This is a genomic window from Pontivivens nitratireducens, assembly GCF_011290545.1.
Taxonomy (GTDB): domain Bacteria; phylum Pseudomonadota; class Alphaproteobacteria; order Rhodobacterales; family Rhodobacteraceae; genus Pontivivens; species Pontivivens nitratireducens.
This window is the reverse complement of the sequence record NZ_CP049811.1, coordinates 430,376-455,376: the sequence shown is the minus strand read 5'-3', so window position 1 is coordinate 455,376 and position 25,001 is coordinate 430,376. Positions and strand designations below refer to the sequence as shown.

At 62.9% G+C, this 25,001-nt stretch carries 24 protein-coding genes; 15 read left to right on the top strand and 9 right to left on the bottom strand.

The window, feature by feature from the left end; translation table 11 throughout:
• Positions 1-95 precede the first annotated feature (95 nt).
• Positions 96-1,859 carry a PQQ-dependent methanol/ethanol family dehydrogenase gene (locus G8E03_RS02220; protein WP_166188192.1) on the bottom strand — a complete coding sequence of 588 codons (1,764 nt, stop codon included), beginning with the start codon at positions 1,857-1,859 and terminating at the stop codon, positions 96-98.
• Between the two features lie 297 nt (positions 1,860-2,156).
• Here G8E03_RS02220 and G8E03_RS02215 point away from each other — a divergent pair, with 297 nt between their 5' ends.
• Positions 2,157-3,119 (top strand): ABC transporter substrate-binding protein, encoded by a 963-nt coding sequence (locus G8E03_RS02215; RefSeq protein ID WP_166193765.1) that lies wholly within the window; start codon positions 2,157-2,159, stop codon positions 3,117-3,119.
• A 45-nt stretch (positions 3,120-3,164) separates the two neighbouring features.
• Positions 3,165-3,815, top strand: a complete 651-nt coding sequence (locus G8E03_RS02210; RefSeq protein ID WP_166188190.1) for an ABC transporter ATP-binding protein — start codon at positions 3,165-3,167, stop codon at positions 3,813-3,815.
• On the opposite strand, the gene G8E03_RS02205 is transcribed toward G8E03_RS02210, so the two are convergent.
• Genes G8E03_RS02205 through G8E03_RS02180 form a run of 6 tightly spaced genes read right to left on the bottom strand, consistent with a single transcriptional unit; the run spans position 3,797 to position 8,449 of the window.
• On the bottom strand, positions 3,797-4,333 hold the full coding sequence (locus tag G8E03_RS02205) for a tetratricopeptide repeat protein (protein ID WP_166188188.1): 537 nt from the start codon (positions 4,331-4,333) through the stop codon (positions 3,797-3,799). The genes G8E03_RS02210 and G8E03_RS02205 overlap by 19 nt on opposite strands.
• Before the next feature lie 58 nt (positions 4,334-4,391).
• The gene (locus G8E03_RS02200; protein ID WP_166188186.1) at positions 4,392-5,183 is read right to left on the bottom strand and encodes an ABC transporter permease; all 792 of its coding nucleotides are present in this window, start codon (positions 5,181-5,183) and stop codon (positions 4,392-4,394) included.
• Positions 5,180-5,896, bottom strand: coding sequence for an ABC transporter ATP-binding protein (locus G8E03_RS02195; RefSeq protein ID WP_166188184.1), 717 nt, complete (start codon positions 5,894-5,896; stop codon positions 5,180-5,182). The genes G8E03_RS02200 and G8E03_RS02195 overlap by 4 nt, the downstream gene beginning before the upstream one ends.
• Entirely contained in the window at positions 5,893-6,315 is a 423-nt protein-coding gene (locus G8E03_RS02190; protein WP_166188181.1) for a hypothetical protein, read from the bottom strand. The genes G8E03_RS02195 and G8E03_RS02190 overlap by 4 nt, the downstream gene beginning before the upstream one ends.
• Positions 6,316-6,323: 8 nt before the next feature.
• Complete coding sequence (locus G8E03_RS02185; RefSeq protein ID WP_166188176.1) at positions 6,324-7,286, bottom strand: YVTN family beta-propeller repeat protein; 963 nt, start codon at positions 7,284-7,286, stop codon at positions 6,324-6,326.
• Entirely contained in the window at positions 7,283-8,449 is a 1,167-nt protein-coding gene (locus G8E03_RS02180) for an ABC transporter substrate-binding protein (RefSeq protein WP_166188171.1), read from the bottom strand. The genes G8E03_RS02185 and G8E03_RS02180 overlap by 4 nt, the downstream gene beginning before the upstream one ends.
• A 191-nt stretch (positions 8,450-8,640) precedes the next feature.
• On the opposite strand from G8E03_RS02180, the gene pedF reads away from it, so the two are divergent.
• The 6 genes from pedF to G8E03_RS02150 all read left to right on the top strand — a co-directional run bounded on the left by pedF (position 8,641) and on the right by G8E03_RS02150 (position 14,623).
• On the top strand, positions 8,641-9,342 hold the full coding sequence (gene pedF / locus G8E03_RS02175) for a cytochrome c-550 PedF (RefSeq protein ID WP_430693233.1): 702 nt from the start codon (positions 8,641-8,643) through the stop codon (positions 9,340-9,342).
• Between the two features lie 11 nt (positions 9,343-9,353).
• On the top strand, positions 9,354-10,244 hold the full coding sequence (locus G8E03_RS02170) for a substrate-binding periplasmic protein (RefSeq protein ID WP_430693232.1): 891 nt from the start codon (positions 9,354-9,356) through the stop codon (positions 10,242-10,244).
• A 79-nt stretch (positions 10,245-10,323) separates the two neighbouring features.
• Positions 10,324-10,872 carry an SRPBCC family protein gene (locus tag G8E03_RS02165; RefSeq protein ID WP_166188167.1) on the top strand — a complete coding sequence of 183 codons (549 nt, stop codon included), beginning with the start codon at positions 10,324-10,326 and terminating at the stop codon, positions 10,870-10,872.
• Positions 10,873-10,900: 28 nt separating this feature from the next.
• Positions 10,901-11,386 (top strand): (2Fe-2S)-binding protein, encoded by a 486-nt coding sequence (locus G8E03_RS02160; RefSeq protein WP_166188164.1) that lies wholly within the window; start codon positions 10,901-10,903, stop codon positions 11,384-11,386.
• Between the two features lie 64 nt (positions 11,387-11,450).
• Entirely contained in the window at positions 11,451-13,823 is a 2,373-nt protein-coding gene (locus G8E03_RS02155; protein WP_166188161.1) for a xanthine dehydrogenase family protein molybdopterin-binding subunit, read from the top strand.
• Positions 13,824-13,834: 11 nt separating this feature from the next.
• Positions 13,835-14,623 carry an FAD binding domain-containing protein gene (locus G8E03_RS02150; RefSeq protein ID WP_166188158.1) on the top strand — a complete coding sequence of 263 codons (789 nt, stop codon included), beginning with the start codon at positions 13,835-13,837 and terminating at the stop codon, positions 14,621-14,623.
• 172 nt (positions 14,624-14,795) lie between these two features.
• Here the strand turns inward: G8E03_RS02150 and G8E03_RS02145 are convergent, their stop codons facing one another.
• A complete protein-coding gene (locus G8E03_RS02145) occupies positions 14,796-15,674 on the bottom strand; it encodes an FAD:protein FMN transferase (protein WP_166188155.1) in 879 nt (292 codons plus the stop codon).
• A complete protein-coding gene (locus tag G8E03_RS02140; RefSeq protein WP_166188152.1) occupies positions 15,671-17,761 on the bottom strand; it encodes a 4Fe-4S binding protein in 2,091 nt (696 codons plus the stop codon). The genes G8E03_RS02145 and G8E03_RS02140 overlap by 4 nt, the downstream gene beginning before the upstream one ends.
• Positions 17,762-17,863: 102 nt before the next feature.
• Between G8E03_RS02140 and G8E03_RS02135 the strand changes: the two genes are divergently transcribed.
• From G8E03_RS02135 to G8E03_RS02105, 7 genes are all read left to right on the top strand, one after another.
• Positions 17,864-18,640 (top strand): ABC transporter permease, encoded by a 777-nt coding sequence (locus tag G8E03_RS02135; RefSeq protein WP_166188149.1) that lies wholly within the window; start codon positions 17,864-17,866, stop codon positions 18,638-18,640.
• Between the two features lie 140 nt (positions 18,641-18,780).
• On the top strand, positions 18,781-20,064 hold the full coding sequence (gene ccrA / locus G8E03_RS02130) for a crotonyl-CoA carboxylase/reductase (RefSeq protein ID WP_166188146.1): 1,284 nt from the start codon (positions 18,781-18,783) through the stop codon (positions 20,062-20,064).
• Between the two features lie 190 nt (positions 20,065-20,254).
• A complete protein-coding gene (locus tag G8E03_RS02125) occupies positions 20,255-21,337 on the top strand; it encodes a PRC-barrel domain-containing protein (protein ID WP_166188143.1) in 1,083 nt (360 codons plus the stop codon).
• A 98-nt stretch (positions 21,338-21,435) separates the two neighbouring features.
• Positions 21,436-22,068 (top strand): glutathione S-transferase family protein, encoded by a 633-nt coding sequence (locus tag G8E03_RS02120; protein ID WP_166188139.1) that lies wholly within the window; start codon positions 21,436-21,438, stop codon positions 22,066-22,068.
• Positions 22,069-22,114: 46 nt separating this feature from the next.
• Entirely contained in the window at positions 22,115-22,924 is an 810-nt protein-coding gene (locus G8E03_RS02115) for a uracil-DNA glycosylase (protein ID WP_166188136.1), read from the top strand.
• Positions 22,917-23,447 (top strand): molybdenum cofactor biosynthesis protein B, encoded by a 531-nt coding sequence (gene moaB, locus G8E03_RS02110; RefSeq protein WP_166188133.1) that lies wholly within the window; start codon positions 22,917-22,919, stop codon positions 23,445-23,447. Before G8E03_RS02115 ends, moaB begins: the two co-directional genes overlap by 8 nt.
• Before the next feature lie 80 nt (positions 23,448-23,527).
• On the top strand, positions 23,528-25,000 hold the full coding sequence (locus G8E03_RS02105) for an efflux RND transporter periplasmic adaptor subunit (RefSeq protein WP_166188129.1): 1,473 nt from the start codon (positions 23,528-23,530) through the stop codon (positions 24,998-25,000).
• Position 25,001 lies beyond the last annotated feature (1 nt).

Below are 25,001 nucleotides of genomic sequence, written 5' to 3'. Positions count from 1 at the left end.
GCGGGATCGCTGCCAATCCGCCAAAGGTCATAATCACGAAAAAAGACGCGCCCCCGATCGGGAGCGCGCCAGAAAAGCCAGTTGATCCAGGGAGATCAGTTGCCGGCGAGTTGCTCGGGCAGACGGAACGTCCACAACAGGCCACCCTGGTTGAGGTAGTTCACGGTCTGCGCGACCTCACCACCCCACAGAGGAACCGCGCCGCCCCAGCCGGAGATGACTGAGACATATTGCTCACCATCCTGTTCCCAGGTGATCGGCTGGCCGACGATGCCGGAGCCGGTCTGGAAGGACCACAGGACCTCACCGGTTTGATCGTCGAACGCGATGAACTCACCCTCGGGCGTTCCGGTGAAGACCAGACCGCCGCCCGTGGTCATGACGCCACCCCATAGCGGTGCGGGGTTCTGGAATTCCCAGACGATTTCGCCGGTATCCGGGTCGATCGCCTTTAGGCTGCCGATATGGTCCTCGTAGTTCGGCTTGATCGTGAAGCCGGAGCCGAGATAGGCCGCGCCCTGACGATAGGTGATCGGTTCGTTCCAGATATCCATGCCCCATTCGTTGGACGGGACGTAGAACAGTCCGGTGGAGGGGGAATGCGCCATCGGCATCCAGTTCTTGCCGCCCAGGAAGGACGGGGAGGCGAAGACGACCTCGCCCCGTGCGCCGTCCGCTGTCTCGCTCGGATCGCCGGGGCGGGCATCCTCGTTGAAGATCGGACGGCCGGTTTCGTCGATGCCCTCGGCCCAGGTGATGTCCTTGACGAACGGTGTGGCGGATACGAATGCCCCGTCCTCACGGTTCAGAACGTAGAAAAAGCCGTTCCGATCCGCCGTGGCGAAGCGGTCGTTGCCCTCACGGTCGGTATAGGCGACGACTTCGTTCACGCCGTCATAGTCCCATCCCTCACGCGGGGTGGTCTGGTAATGCCACTTGATCTCACCCGTTGCCGGATCAATGCCGAGGCGGGAGGCCGCGTACAGGTTGTCGCCCGCATTGCCCTCGACCGGGGTTCCCGCGTTGCGCAGATGGCTGTTCCATGGGGCCGGGTTGCCCGTGCCGAAGACCAGCGTGTCCGTGCTCGCATCGTAGGAGCCGCCCAGCCAGGTTGCACCGCCACCTGTCTGCCACATGTCACCGGGCCAGGTCGCGTTCAGCTCACCTGTCATGGTGCTTTCTTCGCCGTTCAGCGTGCCCATGTGACCCTCGATCACCGGGCGGGTCCAGACCAGATCGCCGGTCTCCGCGTCGCGGGCCTGCACCTCTCCGACGATGCCGAACTCACCGCCGGAATTTCCGGTGATGATCAGCCCGTCCACGATCAGCGGGGCGGCGGTATAGCTGTAGCCCGCGCGGTAATCCGCGATCTTCTTGTTCCACACCACGTCGCCGGTCATGCGGTTCAGCGCCACGATGCGCGCGTCCAGCGTGCCGAAATAGACGTTGTCGCCATAAATCGCGGCGCCCCGGTTCACCACGTCACAGCAAGGCAGGATGCCCTCGGGCAGGCGGGCGTCGTACTGCCACAGTTCCTGACCGGTCTTTACGTCGATGGCGTAAAGGCGGCTGTACGATCCGGTGATATACATGATGCCGTCATAGATGATCGGCTGGGTTTCCTGGCCGCGCTGCTTCTCACCCCCGAGCGAGAACGCCCAGGCCGGAACCAGGTTATCCACGTTGTCGCGGTTGAGAATGTCCAGCGGTGAGTGGCGCTGCAAATCGCGGCCCATGCCATTGGTCAGCACATCCGCGGTGGATGTCGCATCGTTGAGCAGCATCTCCTCCGTCACTTGCGCGTGCGCCATTCCGGTCGTGGCGAGCGTGGCTGCCAGAGTAAAAGCAAACCGTTTCATTTTGACTCCTCCCATGTTTGTTCGAGATCATCCACGTCGCCCATTTCCTGACCGTAAGCGTCTGCGTGCGCCTATCGTGAAGCGTGATCACGTGGCAGTATCCGGTAAAACGGCCGTTTTGCGATATAGAACCTTGGTCATACGCCCCATGCTGGTCTGATCCGCCCCGTGCAGGGGCCCGCGCACCGGGATTCAGCCGGCCGTTCCGGCGCGGGCGCACCCCCCTTTGGTCGTATTCCGGCGCGACACCGACCTGCTAGTCTTTCACGTGACATTGGGAGGCATAAAATGACGATGATGAAAAAAATCGGCGGCGCGATCGTCGCCGCATGTATCGCCACGGCGGGTTTGGCGGATACGCCGGTTCTGCGGGCGTCCGTCTTGCAGTTCGGCACCGTGAACTGGGAGCTCGACACCATCCAGCACCACGGGCTCGACGCTGCGAACGGCTTCGATCTGGAGGTTCAGGGCGTCGCGGGCGGTTCGGCGGCGCGGGTCGCGTTTCAGGGGGGGGAGACCGACGTGATCGTCGCGGACTGGCTGTGGGTTGCCCGGCAACGCGCCGCCGGGCGTGACTACGTCTTCATCCCGTATTCGAAGGCCGTCGGCGGCATCATGGTTCCGCACGACAGCACCGCGCAGGACCTCAGCGATCTGGCCGGGCAACGCATCGGCATCGCGGGCGGGCCGCTCGACAAGAGCTGGCTGATCCTGCAGGCCTACGCGCAGAAGAACTTCGACATGGACCTCGCCGCGGAAACCGAGCAGGTCTTCGGGGCGCCGCCTCTCATCTTCGGTACGGCGATGGCGGGTGATCTGGATGGCGCGATCAACTTCTGGCATTTCGGCGCGAAGATGACGGCGGGCGGGATGCGCACATTGGTGGATGTCGCGGAAGCCTCGGTTGATCTGGGACTGGATCCGGAGACACCCCTTCTGGGCTATGTCGTGAACGGCGCGCTGCTGCGTGAACATCCCGAACTGGTGGAGGGGTTGTCGGCGGCCTCGCGCGCGGCGAAGGATATTCTGGCCACCGACGATGCGGAATGGGATCGTCTGCGCCCGCGCATGAATGCGGATACCGACGCGCAATTTGCCGCATTGGTTGCCGGATTCCGCGCGGGAATTCCCGCCTCCGGCCCGATAGATGAGGCGGCGGCGGCCCGGATGCTGGCGCTGATGTACGAACTGGGCGGTGAGGACCTGCTGGGTGAGGCATCCGAACTGCCCGAGGGCGTGTTCGTGCACACCGGCAGCTAGGGTGCGCCGCAGATCCAAAACCGGGCCCATGGCCGGGGCGAACCCATGACGGAAACGGGCGGTACTGCGCCCGTTCTCGACCTGCATCTGCGCGGGCTGGCCTATGAGGGGGCTGACATCCTCGGCGATATCTCCTTCGCAATCCCGCGCGGGCAGACCGTCGCACTGGTCGGCCCGTCGGGAATCGGAAAATCATCGCTGCTGCGGATCTTTGCCGGGCTGGAGCGCGGCTATGACGGAACATGTACCGTCACGGGGCGCACCGCGATGGTGTTTCAGGAGCCGACGCTGCTGCCTTGGCGTAGTTTGCGGGACAACATCACCATCGCGGCGGGTGTTTCCACCGATATCGCGGATGCGGTGCTAGCCGATGTGGGGCTGGCGGATCGGCGCGACGCATTTCCCAACCGCCTGTCACTGGGCCAGCAACGTCGCCTGTCACTGGCGCGGGCCTTCGCGGTGCGGCCGGACCTGCTGTTGATGGACGAACCTTTCGTCTCGCTCGACCCGCAACTGGTGGGAGAGATGATTGCCCTGTTCGCCAGATTGCGGGACGCCTACGGGGTCACGACCGTGCTGGTGACGCATGTGGTGGAGGAGGCCCGGCAACTGGCGGACCGTATCCTGACCCTGTCGGGACACCCCGCACGGGTCGCGAGTGATACACTCAACACCACTCAGAAAAGCGGGGCGTAGCGCCAGTTGTCCGCGTCGGGTGTGATCACGTCCAGATCGTAATCCGCATCGGCCAGCCGCCGCGCAATGTGCAGGCCGTCCTGCGCGGCCTCACCCACCAGTTGCCGGCCACGTTCCTCATCCTGCTGAACGCCGTGTCCGCGCATCAGGCTGATCCCGTAATTGAACTTTCCCACCGAATCGCCCAGCTCGGCGGCGCGACGATCCCATTCGGCGGCTGCTTCGGGATCGTAATCCCCGCCGAGGCCGTTATTGTCCAACTGCCCCATCCACGTCATCGCGGCGGTGTAGCCTGCACGCGCGCAATTCTCCAACAGGAAGCGGGCCGCGGCATGATTGCCGGATTTCGTCAGCGGATAGCCCATGGAACACAGGACCATGCCGGTCTCACCCTCCTCGGCCCGTTCGATGAAGCGTTGCCACGTCATCTCATCGGGATTGGTGGTTCCGAATTGCGACAGTTCCTCGGCCATAGCCGGGGCGCCGCACAGGGCGAAAGCGATAATGATCTGTTTCATGAGGGTCATTTTATCACCATCGGGCGATCAATTCAGTACTGCTATGGTCGTAGATCCGTCATCCCCTGCCGCGCGGCCCCGTAATCCGGGGGCTGTAGCCCCACAGGGCCGCAACCGTGAACACTGCCGCTGCCAGTACGGTCCAGAACAGGGCCGGACCGTTGAACTCGACATAGAGCGCGAAGCGGATCAGTTCGATCGCGTGGGTGAACGGATTCACCAAGCAGATATTGTAGAGCAACTCGGACGATTCAGCCATTTTCCACAAGGGGTAGAGCGCGGAGGACAGGAAGAACATCGGGAAGATAACGAAATTCATCACCCCTGCGAAATTCTCCAACTGCTTGATGAAGCTGGACAGAAGCAGCCCCAGCGACCCCAGCATCAGCCCTGCCACGATCAGCGCCGGCAGCACGGTCAGATAACCCGCGACAGGCATCTTGATGCCCAGTGCCGCCGCGATGGCCAGAAAGGCATAGACCTGAATGATGGATATGGCTGTCGCACCCAGCAGTTTGCACGTCAGCAGCCACCATCGCGGCAGTGGGCTGGTCAGCAGCAGCTTCATCGACCCCATCTCGCGATCGTAGATCAGGCTGAGCGAGGATTGCATCCCGTTGAACAGCATGATCATGCCGCACAGACCGGGCACGATATAGGTCTCGTAGCTGATATAGGTCTGATAGGGCGGAATGATCGACAGTCCCAGCGCCGCACGAAAGCCCGCGGCGAAGACCAGCAGCCAGACCAGCGGGCGCACCAGCGCCGCGACGAAGCGTTCGCGCTGGTGGACGAAGCGCAGCGCCTCACGCAGGACGATCGCGATCAGGGCGGTCAGGTAACGGCTCATCCCGGGGCCTGCGTCATGGCGAGGAACGCTTGTTGCAAGGGGCGCCCGCCGGCGATTTCCCCGGCCAGACCGTCGCGCAGGACGCGGGTCCGGTGCAGCACGATCAGGCGGTCGTCGGGGCGGACTTCATCCGCCAGATGGGTCGCCCACAGCACGGTCGTGCCGTCGTTCGTCAGGTCGTGGACGTGATCAGTGATGGCGGCGCGGGCCGCTGCGTCGAACCCCACCGTCGGCTCATCCAGCAACAGGACCTTGGGATCATGCAGCAGGGCGCGGGCGATCTCGGTGCGCCGCCGATGGCCGCCGTTCAGGGCGCGGGCCTTTTCCTCCGCCCGGTCCGCGATGTCGAGCCGTTCGAGGACATAGGCAATCCTGAGCGCCCGCCTCTTGCCGGACAGGCCGTGCAGGGCAGCGAAATATGTCAGGTTCTGACGAACGGTCAGATCGAGGTCCAGCGTCGATTGCTGAAACACGATCCCCAGTTGCGCCAGGGCCGCGCGGGACGCGCGCTGCAGATCATGACCCGCGATGTGGATCTGACCGGCGGGCGGCACGAACAGCCGCGTCAGCAGGTTGAACAGCGTCGATTTGCCCGCGCCGTTCGGCCCGAGCAAGGCGCAGAACCTGCCCTGACCGACCTCGAACCCGACATCGGTCAGCGCCTGTTTGGCACCGTATCTATAGTTCAGCCCCTCGACGCGGATCGCGCTCATTCGATGATGATCTCGATCCGCTGGGTTTCGCCGGTGGTGCCGGGGATCTGCATGGAATAGGCGCCCGGCTTGATGGCGAGGAAGCCGATCTCCATCTCACCGGCCTCGTCGAATTCGACGCTGTCCAGCCCGAGGGGGCGGATCTCCAGCCCTTCGACCACGATTTCGTCGATCCAGATCGCGCGAAAGAATTCCGGGCCGACCAGCGCCAGTTCCTGACTGCCATCGCCCTGAATTTCGAACTCGTAATAGGTGCCGGATTTCAGAAGCCATGGTTCGGCGGAAATCGGCTCGCCCGCCGACAGGATGATCGGCGGCAGGTCTTCCTTGTTGCTGCCCGACAGTACACCTGCGGCGCCGAAGCCGTCAGCCAGTGCAGGCGTTGCCAGAAGGGCGAGCGATGCGATGAGCGCTTTCATGTGGAAACCTATTGAGTTGGACGGAAGGCCGCACCCCAGGGGAAGCGGCCGACGTCGATGGATTTGAGCGCAGTTCTGGTGGCCACATCGATGACCGTGACATCGCCCGAGACGCCGTTCGTGGTGAACAGCAGCGACTTGTCCGCGTTGAAGGCCATGTGCCAGACGCGGCGCCCGACGAGGATGTAATCCTCGACCTCCAGTGTTTCGGCATTCACCACGGCGATGTGGTTGGACGGGCCGAGGGCGACGAAGGCCGTGCTTTCATCGGCGGAAAACTCGAACCCGACCGGCTGCACCCGGTCGCGGTGCACGCCCGGAACCTCGAAGTCGATCTTGCCGATCTCGGACTGGTCGGAGGTGTCGAAGACCGTGATCGTGCCGCCGATCTCGGAGCTGACCCACATCTGCGCGCCGTCATGCACGAATTCCGCGTGGCGCGGGCGGCTGTCCACCAGCGTGTTGGCGAACAGTTCCTGCGTTTCGGTGTCGATCCAGTGGGCCATGTTGGTGGTTTCGGACGTGGTGATCGCGATGGTGCCGTCTGGTGAGATGGCCATGCCCTCAGGCTCCACCCCCACGTCGATCTGCGCGATGACCTGCCGGGTCTGCGTGTCCACGACCGTGGTGATCGCATCGTCCTCGTTCGCGATGTAAAGATGCCGGTCGTTGGGATGCAGCACGAATTGTTCGGGATCCTCGCCCGAGGGCAGGTCGTGCAGGATCTCTCCGGTTGCGGGGTCCATCACCTGCACCGCGTCGCTGTCGGACGCGCAGATATAGACGACGCTGTAATCCTTGGAAAAGGTGATGCCGCGCGGGCGTTCGCCGGTGGGGTAGGTGGCGATGACCTCCAGCGTGTCGATCGAGATGACGGACACGGTGTCGTCCTTCTCGTTCGTCACCCAGATTTCATCGGCTGCGACGGGTGCTGCCAGCAGGCAACAGATCAGACCTGCGCTGCGTATCATTCGAAGACCTCGCAATTGCTTTCAGGGCGATCCAGCCCAAGGGTATCCAGCTCGTTGACCTGATGCAGGAACCCCTCAAGCGGGGCCTGCGCGACCAGGGCGCGTGGGTGGGCGATGGCGATGGGCTGACGCAACTGACCGTTCCAGTCGCGATAGGTCAGCGGGCGGCCCTTGAATCCGGGCAGTTCGAAATCCTCGGACAGGATATAGTCGCGCAGCACCTGCGGATCAGCGGAATCGGTACGGGTTACCGCCTCACCTATGGTGCGGATGGCGGCCCAGGCGGCGTAATCCACGCTCAACATGTTGCGCGCGTGACGTTCGGAAAACCGGCCCTGCAACTGTGCCGCGCCCCACTGCTCGATCACCGGGGACCATGTGACAGCGGTCAGCCCCTCGGACCCGGCGACTGGGCGGGCCTGCCATGTGTTGTAGAGGACGTAGCGCCCGAAATCGTGCAGTTCGTCCGCCAGGATCATCACGTCATAGTCGCCGAGGCTCTGCGTGAACAACGGAACCTCCTGCGAGGCGGAGCGGCGCATATCCGCCTCGAAATCCCAGGTTTTCTCACCTTCGAGGCCCAGGCCGAATTTCGCGAGGCTGCGCCGCATGGCGGCCGCGTAGGCCACGTCCTGCGGATGAACACCGGCAATCATCACCAGATCGGTCCAGCGGCGAAACAGGAAGAATTGCGCCAGCGCGTCCGTGCGCATTGCGTCCGACGGCAGGGTGTGCAGCAGGTTCGCGCGACACTGGTCGTCGCGCAACGCGATATCGCCGGAGGACACGTTGAACAGTGTCGCATCGCGCGCTTGCGGCAGGTCCGCAATCGCCAGCATCACGTGCGCCGGGGCGTCGATCAGGATGAACGGCGTCACCGCCAGCATTTCCGCCGCCGCCGCAACGGGATCGCCCCCGTCCTGAACCGTGGTTGCCGTCAACTCGTAGCCATGGCCCAGAAACCGCCCGGTGGTGATGTTGTCCTCCAGCCCGGTCTGCGCCCCGGCCAGTCCCAGATCGTCCGGAACGGGGTCGAGATTCGACAGCGTCGGCGGTTGGGGCGGGCGCGCTGAAAGATACCCGATATTCAGGTTGACCTCAGCGTGGGCTGCCACCCCGAAGAACAGACATATGAACAGTGCCAGATATGTGCCTTTTTCCATGTCCAAAGTCTTAACAAACGGCAGGGTGCCTTGGGATGAGACCTTAGTCTTGTGGCGGGAGCCTTGTGGCGGGGCGTGCGTTCAAGCAAGGGTGGGGCATGCGTTCAACCAAGGTCGTATATGCCGCCCCCGTGGCACCTGATAGCCGTTTGGGCAACCGATCGAAAAAATGAACGGACAGGGAGCGATACATGAACCGCATTACCAGGAAATTCGCCATTGGCACCATCATCGGCGGGTCGATGATCGGCACGGCCTTCGCGGCGGGGCTGCCATTGGGGGTGTCGCCGGTGGATACCGGCGATCTGCCGCATACCGGTGATGAATGGCTGATGGAAAACCCCTACCGGGCCGAGGTCGCGGGTGAGGATGTCTGGAGAGAGGCCCTCGCCGTAGGGGAATCCGGCTACATCCAGAACTGCGCGCGCTGTCACGGGCTGGGGGTCGTGTCGGGCGGTCTGGCCCCCGATCTGCGTTTTCTCGAAGCGGAGGAATACGGCGATTCGTGGTATGTCGAACGCTTCCGTTCGGGCTATTCGCAAAACGGCACCACCAAGATGCCCGCCTTCGAGGAAACCCTCGGTCAGGACGCCGCCTGGGCGATCCGCACCTATATCGAGACCCGCCCAGATGATGAGGTGATGGCGGAGTATGTGGACGAACTTGCCGAGCTGCGCGATACGCTACGCTCCGTGGGCGATGATACGGACAGCGTCGATCCGGAGGCGCTCAAATCCCGCCTGAACGAGATCGCCGCCGAAATTCCGACCATGTCCGGTGCCCCGGTGGCCGACAGCATCGCCTCGCGCGCGGCGCAAATCATCGACGGCACCGCCGAGGGGTATGTTCATGCCGCCGAAACCCTGACGATCGGTCTGTCGGCGGCGCATTAGGGGGGCGGCTGGTGATACGCTCTTTGCTGTTCGCGCTGGGCCTGCTTGCGGCCGGACCGGCTGCCGCCCAGGATCCATGCGCCTACTACACGCCGCAGCCCCGGCCGCAGAATGCCGGTCGCGATATCGTGGGCCAGGAACTGGATGTCATTCAGGAACAGGGCCACATGCTGTTCGCGGTCTACGCCGATTTCCCGCCCTATTCGTGGCAGCAGGGCGGGCGTCCGACCGGCGTGGATATCGAGATAGCGGAGCTGATCGCCGAGGATCTGGGCGTTGACGCGCGGTTCAACTTCGTCGCGGCGGGGGAGAATTTGGAGGCCGATCTGCTCAACAACATCTGGAAAGGTGCGGTGATCGGCGGGCGGATCGCCAATGTGATGATGCGCGTCCCCTACGATTCCGCGTTCAGTTGCAGGGTGGAGCAGGTCGTCTTTACCGGGCAATACGGCGCGGAATCCATCGCCATCGCCTATGACAAGGCCAGCTATCCCGATACGCCGCCCGTTCCCGCATTCTTCCGGTTCGACAGTGTCGCGGTCGAAAGCGATTCGATCTCGGATTTCTACCTCGCCTCGTTTGCCGGGGGGCAACTGGCCGGAAATGTAAGGCGCTACCCCACGATGGCCACCGCGATGGAGGCGTTGAACGCCGGTGAGGTCATGGCCGCGATGGGGCCGCTGGGGCAGCTGGAATACGGGTTGTCGGAGAGCTCCGCCGTGCACAACCCGCCCCTGCCCGGTTTCGCGGTCAGCAAGTGGACGCTGGGCGTCGCGGTCAACTTTCGGTATCGCCCGTTGTCCTATGCGGTGGACGATGCGATCAGTGCCGGGCTGCAGGATGGCCGGATCGCAGGGATCTACGAGAGTTATGGACTGACCTTTCAGCAACCGGAGCGTTGAGGGCGGACTAAGCCCTTGGTCGAATAGTCCTGAGCCGCCGCCGCCCCTAATCTGAGTCGAAGCAACAACGGATATTGTCATGAACCTTACTGGATCGCGCACGATCAACGCAGACGTAAAGACGGTCTGGGCCGCACTTCTGGATCCGGATGTCCTGAAGGATTGCGTTCCCGGCTGTACAGAGATGGCAGGCTCCGCCGAGGAGGGGTTCGAGGCGAAGGTCGTGCAAAAGGTCGGCCCGATCAAGGCGACCTTCAAGGGGATCGTCGAGATCAGCGACCGCATCGAATATCAGAGCCTCAAGATCAGCGGCGAGGGCAAGGGCGGCCCCGCAGGATTCGCCAAGGGCGGCGCGGATGTCCGCCTGGAGGGGCAGGGCGACAGTACGGTCCTGAACTACGATGTTGAGGCGAAGGTGGGGGGCAAGCTCGCCCAGCTTGGCTCTCGCGTCATAGACGGTTTCGCCTCTAAGATGGCGGATCAGTTCTTCGAGAACTTTCAAAACGCGGTCGAGAAGGGGCCGACCGGGGACACCACGGATGAGTCGGCTGCTTCGTCCGATGATGCCCCTGCGGCTGAAACGGATGAACCAAAAAAAGGGTGGCTGGGCCGGATACGCGGCCGCTGACCACTGCGATATATAATGGGAGGATATGATGGCTAAGGTTTCCATGACGGTGAACGGAACTTCGGTTTCGAGGGAAGTGGAGGGTCAGACGCTGCTCGTCTCGATGCTGCGTGAAGATTTGCGGCTGACCGGCACGCATGTCGGCTGCGACACATCCCAATGCGGCGCCTGCGTCGTGCACGTGAACGGCAAGGCGGTGAAATCCTGCACCATGTTCGCCGTCGAGGCGGACGGCGCCGAGGTGTCCACGATCGAGGGGCAGGCCAATTCCGACGGAACGCTCAGCACGATCCAGCAGGCATTTCAGGAACATCACGGTCTGCAATGCGGGTTCTGCACGCCCGGCATGGTGATGTCGGCGGCAGCGCTGCTTAAGGACAACCCAACCCCGACCGAGGGGGAGGTGCGCGCCTATCTGGACGGCAATATCTGCCGTTGCACCGGCTACCACAACATCGTGAAGGCCATCATGGCTGCGTCCGGGCAGGACGTGTCCGCGATCGCCGCCGAATAATCAGACTGTCGATGAATCTGGGGCGAGAGCCTTTCAAGACGAACAGCCCCGAGGGAGGAATAAAATGCCCAAAGATGGTGGAATAGGAGCGCCGACACGGCGCCGCGAAGATTACCGCTTCCTGACCGGTCGCGGCCGGTACAGTGACGATATCAAGACCCAGGGCGAGTGCGCGGCGATCTTCGCCCGCTCGACCGTTGCCCATGGCACGATCAAGTCGATCGACACGTCCGCCGCTGTCGCCATGCCCGGCGTGCTGGCGATCTTCACCGGTGAGGATTTCGTCGAGGTCGGCGGCAACCCCGCAGGCTGGCTGATCAACAGCCGCGACGGGGAGCCGATGAAGGAGCCCAAGCGCCCGGTTCTGGCCCATGGCAAGGTGCGCCATGTCGGTGATGCATACGCCGCCGTGATCGCGGAGACGGTGCAGCAGGCCCGCGACGCGGCCGAGATGATCGAGATCGACATCGAGGAGCACGACGCCGTCGTCAACATGAAGGACGCGCTGGCCGGCACCACCTATGTGCACGATGAAATCGGCACCAACCAGTGCTTCGACTGGGGCTGGATCGAGGACAACCGCGCCGCCACCGACGCCGCCATTCAGGGCGCGCATCACGTCACCACGCTGGAACTGGTCAACAACCGCCTGGTCCCCAATGCGATGGAGACGCGGTGTTCCATCGGTCATTACGATACGGGCACGGGTGATTATACCCTGCACACCACCAGCCAGAACCCGCACCTGACGCGGCTTCTGCTCAGCGCCTTCGTCATGGGGATCCCGGAAAACAAGCTGACCGTGATCGCACCCGATGTCGGCGGTGGCTTCGGCTCCAAGATCTATCACTACGGCGAGGAAGCCCTGGTTCTGGCCGCGGCCAAGAAGCTGGGCCGCACCGTCAAGTGGACCTCGGATCGCAGTGAAGCGTTCCAGACCGATGCGCATGGTCGCGACCATGTGACCAAGATCGAACTGGCGCTGGACGAGGAAGGAAACTTCCTGGCCTTCCGCACCGAAACCCATGCGAATGTGGGGGCGTATCTGTCGAACTTCTCGACCGCGACGCCGACCTTCCTGCACGGCACGCTGATGGCGGGCAACTATACGGTGCCCAATGTCTATGTGAACGTGAAGGCGGTGTTCACCAACACGGCCCCTGTGGACGCCTATCGCGGCGCCGGTCGTCCCGAGGCGACCTATTCGCTGGAACGTGTCATAGACATGGCCGCCCGCGAAATCGGCATGGATCCGATCGAACTGCGCCGCAAGAACTTCATCAAGCCGGACCAGTATCCTTTCGCCTCGGCTGCGGGTCTGGAATATGACAGCGGCAATTATGACGCCTTGATGGATCAGATGGAGAAGGTCGCCGACAAGGCCGGTTTCGCTGCGCGTCGCGCGGAATCGGAATCCAAGGGGCTTCTGCGCGGTTTCGGGGTGAACGCCTATGTCGAGGCCTGCGGTATCGCGCCCTCGAATCTGGTGGGTGTCCTCGGCTCGCGTGTCGGACTCTACGATGCGGCGACGGTGCGGGTGAACGCGACCGGCAACCTGTCGGTGATGGTCGGGGCACACAGCCATGGTCAGGGACACGAGACGGTGTTCCCGCAGGTCGTGGCCGAGATGCTCGGGATAGATCCGGGCAGCATCGACATCGTGCACGGTGACACGTCCAAGATCCCGTTCGGCATGGGAACCTACGGCTCCCGCTCGCTGGCGGTTTGCGGCTCCGCCGTTGTGCGGGCGACCGAGAAGATCATCGTCAAGGCGACGAAGATCGCGGCGCACATGCTCGAAGCGGATGCCGCCGATGTCGAATTCAAGGACGGTACCTTCAGCGTGGTCGGCACCAACCAGTCCGTCAGCTTCGGTGAGGTCGCGCTCAAGGCCTATATCCCCCACCAGTTCCCGATCGAGGATATCGAACCGGGGCTGGAGGAAACGGCCTTCTACGATCCGGCCAACTTCACCTATCCCTCCGGTGCCTATTGCTGTGAGGTCGAGGTTGACCCAGAGACCGGCAAGGTCCGGGTGGACCGGATGACGGCTGTGGATGATTTCGGAAACGTCATCAACCCGATGGTCGTGACCGGTCAGGTCCATGGCGGTCTGGGACAGGGCATCGGACAGGCGTTGATGGAAAACACCACCTACGACGCTGATGGCCAGCTGCTGTCGGCCAGCTACATGGATTATGCCATGCCGCGCGCCGACGACCTGCCCTTCTATACCGTCGATCACTCCCAAGGCACGGCCTGCACGCACAACCCGCTGGGCGTGAAGGGGTGTGGCGAGGCAGGCGCGATCGGATCGCCCCCCACGGTGGTGAACGCCGTCATCGACGCGCTGCAATCAGGCGGCAAGAACGTCACCCATATCGACATGCCCGTGACCCCGCACCGTGTGTGGTCCGCCATGAAGAACGCTGGTTAAGGAGAGCGGATATGTATGCATTTGATATAGAATGTCCGACATCGGTGGCGGATGCCGTCACCGCTTTGCAGGCTGAGGAGGCGCAACCCTTGAGCGGGGGGCAGACCCTGATCCCCACGTTGAAACAGCGGCTGGCGGCACCCTCCACGCTGGTTTCCCTCACCAAAATACCGGAGATGCAGGGCATCGAGGCGAGCGGCGGAACCGTGCGCATCGGTGGGGCGGTCACCCATGCGACCGTGGCCGCGTCGGTGGGGCAGGCTTACCCCGCGCTGGCCGACCTTGCCTCGCGTATCGGGGATCCGGCGGTTCGCAACCGGGGCACGATCGGGGGATCGCTGGCCAACAACGACCCCTCGGCGTGCTATCCCGCCGCGGCGCTGGGTTCGGGGGCCACGATCATCACCAACACGCGTGAAATCGCTGCCGACGATTACTTTCAGGGCATGTTCGTGACCGCGCTGGAGGAGGGGGAGATCGTCACCGGCGTGTCCTTCCCAGTGCCCGAGAAGGCAAATTACCAAAAGTTCATCCAGCCCGCGTCACGCTTCCCCCTGGTGGCGGTGTTCGTTGCCAAATACGGCGACGGCGTGCGGGTGGCGGTTACCGGTGCCTCGAATGAGGGCGTGTTCCGGTGGGCGGAGGCGGAACAGGCGCTGTCCGCGAACTTCTCCGCCGATGCGGTTTCCGGCTTGCAGGTCGATGACAGCAACTTGATCGCGGATCTGCACGGCAGTGCCGACTATCGCGCACATCTGATCAAGGTCATGACCGGCCGCGCGGTGACGGCGGCAGCCTGATTGTTCTTGCAGCGAAAGGGCGCCGGAGCGATCCGGCGCCCTTTTTCGTGCGCAAAGGGTTGTATCTGTCATGATCCGCGAGGCAGAGGCCTGACGATCTGAGTTTGACGGAGCCCAGACTGGCGGACCACAGACTGGTAGACCCGCGGGTGGCGGATCAGCGGCTGGCAGATCAAACGCTGGTCAGGTTTCCATCCGGATCGACCAGCGTGATGCGCTGAACGCCGTCCATCTGCCGAACCTGCCGTATCAACGACATCGGCGCGAGGCACAGCGCGGTGGACAGGCAGTCGGCCAGCGTGGCATTCGCCGCTTCGACCGAGACCGTAGACCACAACGCGCCCCCCGCCGGATGCAGGATATGCTGCCGGTGTCCAACCTGCATGGCTGACGGGCTGGAAGTCGCGATCGCGGAGTTTCGGATTGTGCGCATCCCCAGCACCCCGAAGTTGGGATCATGCAGACCCAATCGCCAAGGTCCGCCCAGGGCGCTGTACTCACCGATATTGACCAGCGCCTCACGCAGACCCAGTGCTTTCAGCCGGGCGGTAACCAGATCGGTCGCGAAGCCCTGCGCGATACCGTTGAAGGTCAGCGCCTGACCTGCCGCTAGGCTAATATGGGAATCGTTCCAGCGCACCCTGTCCCATCCGACCGCCTGCGCGGCTCCGTCCAAGTCTTCCCCCTGCGCCATTGCCAGCCACAGCGGCTGCACCGACGGATCGAACAGGCCCTGGGTCATCCGGTGACCACGGTCCGCAACGGCAACCAGTTCCATGAATCGCGGGTCGTGGGGGGCGAGTGTTCCGGTACGGTTCAGCGTCGAAAGAGCCGAGGATGGATCGTAGAGGCTGAACAGCCGCTCGACCTCGCCCAGCAGTGGCGGTATTTCCGCGATGGCGCGTTCGGCAACGTCACGCGGGCCGTCGATGGTCAGACTGACATCCGCGCCCAGCGCCCGACCCCGCCACGACTGCGCCGCGACAGCATGGCCCGGCGCGGCCGCAGCGGCGGCGGCGATGGTCAGGAACCTGCGACGGGTAAGCCTCATGCCGGAACCTCCTGTGATCGGGCGCGGGCTTTCTTGGCCTGCACGATCAGCGGAACGCATTTTCTCGGGTCATCGTGAATGGTCACGCAATCGAGGCATTGAAAACATTCCGAATACTGAATCTCCCCGGTTTTTTTGATCGCGCCGTATTTGCACTTCACCTTGCAAAGCTGACAGGGCGATCCGCAATCTGGACGCCGCTCGATCCACTTGCGCCCGCGCAACAACCCGCCGATCGCCATCACGGCGCCCAGCGGGCAGACATAGCGGCAGAATCCCTTGAACAGTACCATGGACAGCAACAGCAGCCCCACGGCATAGGCCACGTAATACCATTCGCGGATGAAGAATGTGGTGATTGCGGTCTTGAACGGTTCGACCTCTATCGCCTTGTCCAGCCGCGCCGGAGCGGTGAAAATCAGCGTGATCAATGCGGCCAGCACGACATACTTGATCCATTTCAGGCGATTGTCCCATGCGGGCGTCGGCTCGATCTGCGGCAGTTTCAGGAACCGACCGATATGGTGCGCGAACTCCTGCAATGCGCCGAACGGGCACAGCCAGCCGCAGAACAGGCCCCGCCCCCACAAGACGAAGCCCAGAATCGTCACGATCCAGATCACGAGCGAGAAAGGATCGTAGAGCAGGAACCCGAAAGCCCCCCCGGACTGGGCGGTGCGGATCACAGCCAGCGGTGTGGCGATGGACAATTGCCCCTGACCCCACCAGCCGATGAAAACCGTCACGAAGGCCAGAATGCCAAGCCGGATCGGCGTGAAATATCGGTGTCCGGCCAGCCTGTTCAGGCGAAGTCCCAGAACGCCGATCAGTCCCACCAGAAACACTGTCAGGATGATCAGGTCGGTAGAGCGGTTGCGGATAGCATCGACCCAGGGCGGTCGGGCCGTGGGGGTCTGCGGTCGCAGGAAAAACCGCTCATCCGTCGAAACCGCCGTGCTCAACGTGATGGTGCCGATTTCGGGCTGGAACATGCCATGCTCGCGCAGACTGGCGATGTTCAACTGCCATTCGGTCGTGGGGTCGAAGCCCAGCCGCCGGTCGGTTCGCAGGATCAACGCGGTTCCGTCTTGCAGTTCGGTCGGCAGATCGGGGTGCAACTGGATGAACAGATCGGCATCGCGAAAGGCAATGGGAAACCCGCCCTGTTCGGCGCTGATCAGATCGGGGGAGGTGTTGCGCACGAACTCCTCCGTTACCAGACCGTGCCGCGCCGTTTCGATCAGTAGCACGGGTTCATCCGTGGGGGAAAGTTGCATGAATTGTTGCAGGTCCTCGAACGTGCCCGGGTCCAGAACCGCGCGCGCGACCGAGGGCGGCCCGATATCGATGGCCCACAGGTCGAGGTACAGCCCCTGCGGATCGGCCCGCCCTTGCGGATCGTCATATTCCCAGATCGTGCCGGTGAATTCCGCATCCACCTGCGCATTGGTCACGGCAAGATGCGAGACGAGACCCTGCGCGACCAGATCGTTCCAGCTCAATCCCTCGACATGGTCGGGGTTCGGATAGGCGGGGGGGCCGGTTGCGATGCCGCTCATCTTTTCGCGCGCGACGTTCAGGGCGGCGGCCATGATGCTCTCATGCGCGATGCGGACCGAGGCCGTCGCCTTGGTCACGCCGTCCAGATAGACCAGCGCGGATCCGTCCGCGCCGCTGCCATAGGGACTGCCCACGACGAGGCTGTCGGAAATCGAGAGGCCGCGATATTGCTCAAAGAACTTGTGGAACGGTGCCTCGCCCAACCCGGATACGAAGATCGGCTCGTTATGCGAGATCAGCTTCACGTCCAGAAAGCGCCCCTCCAGATCCAGAACGACCAGCAGGTTGATCGCAGCCCCGGAGAATCCGGGCAGCGGGGCCATCGGTTCTGTCTCGAAAACGAATCCGGCCTCCGCCCCACCGGAATTGAGCAATTGCCAGACCCCGTTGTCGCCCAGGCTTTCCCCCAGCGACATCGGCGGTGCGATATATGAGGCGATGACCTCACGCTCCAGCGGCTGCGGCTCTGCGTGGGCGGGGGTCATGGCAAGCAGCACGAGGCTGAGGGCGAGGCGAAGAATGCGCATGGATCATGTCTAGGTGCCCCCTGCGCGTTGTCCTATGCGACTTAGGTATCAAAGGTGCAGTTAGCCATTGGGATGGCGCGGCATTCATGGAAGGATTTCGGCATGATCCGCGACCTGTTCCGAACAAATGGTATCGTCACCGCCCTGTCCCTGATCGGGCTGATGATCCTGTGGACCGTCCTTGCCTGGCTCAAGGGGGATCCCGATGTGCTGCCCATGCCGCTGGAGGTGTGGAGCATCGTTCGGCGTGAGGCCGCATCGGGCGATCTGGCCTATCACATGATCGCCACCATCGGGCGGGTGGCGGCGGCGTTCGCGCTGGCAATGGCGCTGGGTCTTGGCATCGGGGTCGTTCTGGGACGCTCCCCCGCGCTGGATCGGTGGTTCGGCATCTGGCTGGTGGTGTTCCTGAACATCCCCGCGCTGGTGGTGATCGTGCTGTGCTATCTGTGGATCGGTCTGAACGAGGTTGCGGCGATCACCGCCGTGGCCCTGAACAAGACGGCAATGGTGGCCGTCACGATTCGCGAGGGGACCCGCGCCCTCGACCCCAGATTGCGCGACATGGCGCGGTCGTTCCAGATGTCATCGCTCGACACGTTCCGCCACGTCACCATTCCGCAGCTGTGGCCCTATATCGCGGCGAGCACGCGCAACGGCCTGGCCATCATCTGGAAGATCGTTCTGGTGGTGGAGTTTCTGGGACGCAGCAACGGCGTCGGATTTCAAATTCACCTTTATTTTCAGTTGTTCGAGATCGGCTACGTCATGGCCTATGCGGTGAGTTTCGTTGCCTTTGTCCTGGTTCTGGAATGGACGGTCATCAATCTGTTCGAGCGTCGGGCCACACGCTGGCGTGCGGGTGAGCCCGGATCGTGACGAACAGGCCATACGCCGGATTTTTTGTGCACCGCACCTAAAAATTCGCTTGCTTACCGCGCAATCTCATTCCATATCGTAACTCACAAACGTATTTTTATTGCGCAACTAAATTGCGCACAGCCCGAAGGGAACGTTGCATGGTTCAGACGGAAACCAACCCTGCCGCCGATCCGGAGAACCGCCCGGTGAAGGATTTGTACGAAATGGGCGAGTTTCCGCCCCTCGGACATGTGCCCAAGCAGATGTACGCCTGGACCATCCGGCGTGAGCGTCATGGCGAGCCTGATAAGGCCTTTGCCCTCGAAACCGTCGATACGCCCGTGCTCGACAGCAACGAGGTGCTGGTCCTCGTGATGGCCGCCGGCGTCAACTACAATGGCGTGTGGGCGGGCCTCGGCACGCCGATCAGCCCGTTCGACGGTCATGGCGCACCCTACCACATCGCGGGCTCCGACGCGTCCGGCATCGTTTGGGCCGTGGGCGACAAGGTAAAGCGGTGGAAGGTCGGTGACGAGGTCGTCATTCACTGCAACCAGGACGACGGCGATGATGAGGAGTGCAATGGCGGCGACCCCATGATGTCTCCGAGCCAGCGCATCTGGGGCTACGAGACCCCGGACGGGTCCTTCGCGCAGTTCACCAATGTGCAGTCGCAACAGTTGATGCCGCGCCCCAAGCACCTGACGTGGGAGGAAGCGGCCTGCTATACCCTGACCCTGGCCACTGCTTACCGCATGTTGTTCGGTCATGCCCCGCATGAGCTGCGCCCCGGTCAGAACGTTCTGGTCTGGGGGGCTTCGGGGGGTCTCGGCTCCTATGCGATCCAGTTGATCAACACGGCAGGCGCCAACGCGATCGGCGTGATTTCGGACGAAAGCAAGCGTGAGTTCGTAATGGGGCTGGGCGCCAAGGGCGTTATCAACCGCAAGGACTTCAACTGCTGGGGCCAGATGCCGACAGTGAACACGCCTGAATACAAGGACTGGTTCAACGAGACGCGCAAGTTCGGCAAGGCGATCTGGGAGATCACCGGCAAGGGCAACAACGTCGACATGGTGTTCGAGCATCCGGGCGAAAGCACGTTCCCGGTATCGGTCTTCGTGGTGAAGCGTGGCGGCATGGTCGTGATCTGCGCCGGGACCACCGGCTATAACCTGACCTTTGACGTGCGCTATCTGTGGATGCATCAGAAACGTGTGCAGGGCAGCCACTTCGCCAACCTCAAGCAGGCCAGTTCCGCCAATCAGTTGATGGTAGAGCAGCGCCTGGACCCCTGCATGTCCGAGGTGTTCGAGTGGAGCGAACTGCCCGCCGCACATACCAAGATGCTGCGCAACGAGCATAAGCCAGGAAACATGGCTGTGCTGGTCTGTGCGCCCAGAACAGGGCTGCGGACCTTCGAGGATGCCGTGAACGGCTGAAACCGGCTGAACAGAACATTTGGGCTGTTCAAGGCCCAGTTGAGCGTAAAACCGCCTATCCCGCCCTGCGGGATAGGTATTTTTGTTGATATGAAACCTCGAGATGAAACCTCAATGCGGGTTGCGAGTTGGATCACTGTGTGGGGAGAGCCCCTTTCAGATTTCACGCAGCCAATTTGAGGTATATACCATGAAAAAGTTTCTTATGACGACCGCCGTGGCACTTGCGATGACGACAACCGCATATGCCCAATCCGCATCTGTAGAGTATATCCAGAGCGCCGAGGCAGACGCGCTGATGGCGTCCAATCTGCTGGGCGCGCGTGTCTACGCAACCGAAACCGATGAGGAGATCACCTATTCGGCAGGCATGGAAACCGAGTGGGACGACATCGGTGAGATCAACGACGTGATCGTATCGCGCGATGGATCCATCGAGGGTGTCGTGTTGGGCGTCGGAGGCTTCCTTGGAATGGGTGAGAAGGACGTCGCCGTATCCATGGACGATCTGCGTTTCGTATCCGACGGGGCCGATGCCGATGACTGGTTCATCGTTGTGACCACAACGGCGGAGGCGCTTGAAGCCGCGCCGACGTTCACCCCTGCAATGGAAGTGGACACCACGGCGACCGATGTCTCCGACGATATTCCGAACACGATGGAAAACGGTGATACCGACACGCAGACGACTGCACCCGGCGCGATTGACGCTGAAGTCGACAGCGAACTCTCCGCCGAAGCAGATGTCGAGACACGCGAGGTCGAGACCGAAATCGTCTCCGATACCGAAGCCATGACCGATGAGGCCATGGACGAGGTGGACGACATGGCCGAGTCGACCGGTGACACGCTGGAAAATGCTGGCGACACGCTGGAAAACACCGGTGACGCCATCGCTGAGGAAACCGGTCAACTGGCAACGAATGTCGAGGAATCGATGGATGAGACCGTCGCCGCGACCGAGGAAAACCTTGAGGCGATGGACAACCCCATGGAGGGCTTCTCCGAGGTCGATATCGCCAGCCTGACGCAGGACGATCTGATCGGTGCCGAGGTCTATGGCGCCAATGATGAAAATGTCGGCGAAGTGGGCGACGTGATGGAGAACGGCGTCCTGATCGAGGTCGGCGGCTTCCTTGGGCTTGGTGAGAAGCAGGTGCTCGTACCGCTCGATGATTTGAGCGTCATGACCGACACCGACGGTGAAGTTCGCATCTACGTGAACGCAACCGAGGAATCGCTGGAGGCAATGCCGGAATTTGAAGCGAACTGATCCCGGCTATATTTTCTGAGACGTTACGAAACGAAGCCCCGGACTTGCGCCGGGGCTTTTTCGTGTCTTTGATCGGCGCAAACTGATGGAGGATAGTCATGACACTGCCAGAGCCGAAATTGCTTTACGATACGCCCCGCGCCCCCAACCCGCGCCGGGTGCGGATATTCATGGCCGAGAAGGGGATCGACCTGCCCCGCTCGAACATCGACATCATGGCCGGAACGCAATTCAGCGCGGACTATCAGGCAAAGGTCGGATCCCACCACGTGCCTGCCCTCGAACTCGACGATGGAACCGTGCTGACGGAAACCGTCGCGATCTGCCGCTATCTCGAAGCGCTGCACCCCGAGCCGAACCTGATGGGTCGCGACCCGCTGGAGGCCGCGAAGGTCGAGATGTGGAGCCGGCGCGTCGAATTCCATTTGATGACGCCCGTCGCCGCCGTTGCGCGGCATGGCATCCCGGCGATGGCCAGTCTGGAACACGGTGATCAATGCCCCGAATGGGCCGCTGCGAATGACAGCCGCGTGGATGCGGGCCTGACATGGCTTGAGAACAGTCTGAAAGACAAGGAGTGGCTGGCCACCGATCGCTTCACCGTTGCAGACATCACGGCCATCGCGACGCTGGGCTTCATGCACCTGATTCGCAAGAAAGTGCCGGAGACGCACGTGGCGACCCTTGCCTGGCTTGATCGCTGCAATGAACGCGGCACGATTGTGGACTGATCACGGGGCGCGGTAAGGTCACCTGACGACAGAGGGGATTCGCGCCGTGGACAATACCGATCCGGAAGCCTTGCTCGCCGCGCTTGCCTGGCAGGTCGAGCTGGGCGTGGACGCGGCTGTTGGCGACGTACCTGTCGATCGCTATGCCGCGCCCCCACCGTCGGAACCGGCCACTCGCCAAGCTGACGCCCCCCGCCTTGATACGTCACAACGGCGGCACGCGCCGAAACAGGATGACGATCACGCCCAGCTGGTGGAGCAGGCCCGACAGCTTGCCGGCAGAGCCGCGACACTGGCCGAACTGCGCAGCGCGATGGCGGGCTTCGACGGCTGCATCCTGAAACAGGGCGCGCGAAACCTCGTGTTCAGCGACGGCCACCCCGCCGCCCGGCTGATGATCGTAGGCGAGGCCCCAGGCAAGGATGAGGACCGCGAGGGCAAACCCTTTGTCGGGCGCTCGGGTCAATTGCTGGACAGGATGCTGGCCGCGATCGGTCGCGACAGATCGGACGATAGCCCAAACGGCGGCGTCTATATCACCAACGTCCTGCCATGGCGCCCCCCTGCGAACCGCGACCCCGGCAAGGATGAAATGGCGATGATGAAGCCATTCCTGTTGCGTCATATCGCCCTGGCTGCGCCCGATTGCCTGCTGCTGCTGGGAAATGCCGCGATGAAGACCTTGTATGAGACGGATCGCGGGATCACCGCAATGCGGGGACAATGGCGCGAGGTCGGGGGCATAGCGGCCATCGCCTCGTTCCATCCGGCCGCCTTGCTGCGAAACGGGCTGCACAAACGGTCGGCCTGGCAGGATTTGCAGATGCTGAAATCGAGGTTGGATACACATGGCTGAACGTGACTTCGTCCCTGTCCGCATTGCGGTGTTGACGGTATCGGATACTCGCACCCCCGCCGATGACCGGTCGGGGGATACTCTGGTCGCGCGCATTGCTGCGGCGGGTCACACGTTGGCGGCGCGCGATATCGTTCAGGACGACCGCGATGCAATCGTGGCCCGCTTGCGCGAATGGATCGCCGAGGATGACATCGACGTCATCATCTCCACCGGCGGTACGGGCCTGACGGGCCGTGATGTGACGGTTGAGGCGCACCGCGAGGTCTATGAAAAACAGATCGACGCCTTCGCGACCCTGTTCACCATGATTTCCGTCCGCAAGATCGGCACCTCCGCCGTGCAGTCGCGGGCCTGCGGCGGCGTGGCGCAGGGCACGTATCTGTTCGCGCTTCCCGGCTCACCCGGCGCGTGCAAGGATGGATGGGATGAAATCCTGGTCCATCAACTGGATTACCGCCACATGCCCTGTAACTTCGTCGAGATCATGCCCCGGCTGCAGGAACATCTTCGCCGGAAATGATGTTCCGGTCGCGGGATGGGCAGGAAAGCTGAAGGCATAAGGGCACGGATCGATGGTTTGCCCTTCGCATCGGAGATGTCATGCGATTTGTTCTGCGCAGTCTGGTCGCGCTGATGTTGCTGTGCCTGACCCTGGGTCTGGTCGGTATTGGAATCGTGCAGATCGTTCAGTCGCGCAGTGCCGATGAAGCAGGTGGTCGCCCGCGTGGTGCGTCGGGGCGCGAGAGGACGTTCGCGGTGTCCCTGGAGCAGATAACGCGGCAAACGGCCCATCCCGTGATTTCCAGCTATGGTGAGGTTGAGGGCGCCCGTGTTCTGGAGCTTCGCGCCGCTACAGGCGGTGTGCTGACCGATCTGGCTGCGGATTTTCGCAATGGGGCCTCCGTGGCCCAGGGCGATCTGTTGTTCGAGATAGACCCCGCCGATGCCACCGCCGCGCGAAACCGGGCCGCCGCCGCCGTGCAGGAGGCCTCGGCCGCGCTGTCGCAGGCCATCGCGGCCCGCGAACTGGCTGATGACGAGTTGGCCGCCGCCGTTTCGCAGCGCACTTTGCGGGCGGCGGCACTGGAACGTCAGCGTGGTTTGGAGCAGCGCGGGGTCGGAACCTCGATCACGACGGAAACGGCGGAGCTGGCGCTGAGCCAGGCCGAGCAGACCGTCCTGACCCGCAGGCAGGCGATGCTGTCGCAGGACGCCGCGATTGATCGGGCCGAAATCGAATTGACACGTGCCCGCATTGATCTGGAGGAGGCCGAGCGCACTCTGGCCGACACACGTTATCTGGCGCCATTCGATGGGCTGCTGACGAATGTGACAGCGGTTCCGGGCCGCCGTGTCTCACAAAACGAGCAGTTGGCCGTCCTGATCGACCCGACCGTGCTGGAGGTGGCGTTTCAGGTCACGACCGCGCAGTTTGCACGCTTGCTCGACGCGGAGGGGGCGTTGACACAGGCCGCGGTCACGGTCTCCCTCGATCTGGACGGGGTGCCGTTCGCGGTGCCGGGGCGCATCGTGCGCTCGGGCGCGGAGGTCGCGGCCGGTCAGACCGGACGACAGCTCTACGCCGCGCTGGACCTTGAGGGGGGTGCGGTCCTGCGACCCGGAGATTTCGTCGCCATCGCCATTTCCGAGCCTGCGCTGACCGACGTATCGACCGTGCCCGCAGCGGCGTTGACCAGCACGAATGAGCTGTTGATCGCGGGTCCCGACGACCGTTTGCAGGCGTTCGCGGTGGAGGTGCTGCGCCGGCAGGGCGATGAGGTCATCATCGCGGATGCGCCTGTGGGTGCGCGATACGTGGTGGAGGTCCGCCCCCAGCTGGGCCCCGGTGTCGCGATCACGCCCATCGTTTCGCAGGTCGAGGAGGAGCAATCCGCCGTCGAATTGCCGCGAACCATATCTCTCGACCCCGAACGCCGCGCGCGGCTGCGGGCATTTGTCGAGGGCAATACCGCGATGCCGGCGGATGTTCGGGCCCGAACCCTGTCCGCGCTGGAGGCTGAAGAAGTGCCCCGCGCCACGGTCGAACGGCTGGAACAGCGTATGGGGGGCTAGA

Bases quoted from the DNA above. Each gene is read 5' to 3' on its own strand.
- G8E03_RS02220 (WP_166188192.1), bottom strand. From the start codon at position 1,859: ATGAAACGGTTTGCTTTTACTCTGGCAGCCACGCTCGCCACGACCGGA.
- G8E03_RS02215 (WP_166193765.1), top strand. From the start codon at position 2,157: ATGAAAAAAATCGGCGGCGCGATCGTCGCCGCATGTATCGCCACGGCG.
- G8E03_RS02210 (WP_166188190.1), top strand. From the start codon at position 3,165: ATGACGGAAACGGGCGGTACTGCGCCCGTTCTCGACCTGCATCTGCGC.
- G8E03_RS02205 (WP_166188188.1), bottom strand. From the start codon at position 4,333: ATGAAACAGATCATTATCGCTTTCGCCCTGTGCGGCGCCCCGGCTATG.
- G8E03_RS02200 (WP_166188186.1), bottom strand. From the start codon at position 5,183: ATGAGCCGTTACCTGACCGCCCTGATCGCGATCGTCCTGCGTGAGGCG.
- G8E03_RS02195 (WP_166188184.1), bottom strand. From the start codon at position 5,896: ATGAGCGCGATCCGCGTCGAGGGGCTGAACTATAGATACGGTGCCAAA.
- G8E03_RS02190 (WP_166188181.1), bottom strand. From the start codon at position 6,315: ATGAAAGCGCTCATCGCATCGCTCGCCCTTCTGGCAACGCCTGCACTG.
- G8E03_RS02185 (WP_166188176.1), bottom strand. From the start codon at position 7,286: ATGATACGCAGCGCAGGTCTGATCTGTTGCCTGCTGGCAGCACCCGTC.
- G8E03_RS02180 (WP_166188171.1), bottom strand. From the start codon at position 8,449: ATGGAAAAAGGCACATATCTGGCACTGTTCATATGTCTGTTCTTCGGG.
- pedF (WP_430693233.1), top strand. From the start codon at position 8,641: ATGAACCGCATTACCAGGAAATTCGCCATTGGCACCATCATCGGCGGG.
- G8E03_RS02165 (WP_166188167.1), top strand. From the start codon at position 10,324: ATGAACCTTACTGGATCGCGCACGATCAACGCAGACGTAAAGACGGTC.
- G8E03_RS02160 (WP_166188164.1), top strand. From the start codon at position 10,901: ATGGCTAAGGTTTCCATGACGGTGAACGGAACTTCGGTTTCGAGGGAA.
- G8E03_RS02155 (WP_166188161.1), top strand. From the start codon at position 11,451: ATGCCCAAAGATGGTGGAATAGGAGCGCCGACACGGCGCCGCGAAGAT.
- G8E03_RS02150 (WP_166188158.1), top strand. From the start codon at position 13,835: ATGTATGCATTTGATATAGAATGTCCGACATCGGTGGCGGATGCCGTC.
- G8E03_RS02145 (WP_166188155.1), bottom strand. From the start codon at position 15,674: ATGAGGCTTACCCGTCGCAGGTTCCTGACCATCGCCGCCGCCGCTGCG.
- G8E03_RS02140 (WP_166188152.1), bottom strand. From the start codon at position 17,761: ATGCGCATTCTTCGCCTCGCCCTCAGCCTCGTGCTGCTTGCCATGACC.
- G8E03_RS02135 (WP_166188149.1), top strand. From the start codon at position 17,864: ATGATCCGCGACCTGTTCCGAACAAATGGTATCGTCACCGCCCTGTCC.
- ccrA (WP_166188146.1), top strand. From the start codon at position 18,781: ATGGTTCAGACGGAAACCAACCCTGCCGCCGATCCGGAGAACCGCCCG.
- G8E03_RS02125 (WP_166188143.1), top strand. From the start codon at position 20,255: ATGAAAAAGTTTCTTATGACGACCGCCGTGGCACTTGCGATGACGACA.
- G8E03_RS02120 (WP_166188139.1), top strand. From the start codon at position 21,436: ATGACACTGCCAGAGCCGAAATTGCTTTACGATACGCCCCGCGCCCCC.
- moaB (WP_166188133.1), top strand. From the start codon at position 22,917: ATGGCTGAACGTGACTTCGTCCCTGTCCGCATTGCGGTGTTGACGGTA.
- G8E03_RS02105 (WP_166188129.1), top strand. From the start codon at position 23,528: ATGCGATTTGTTCTGCGCAGTCTGGTCGCGCTGATGTTGCTGTGCCTG.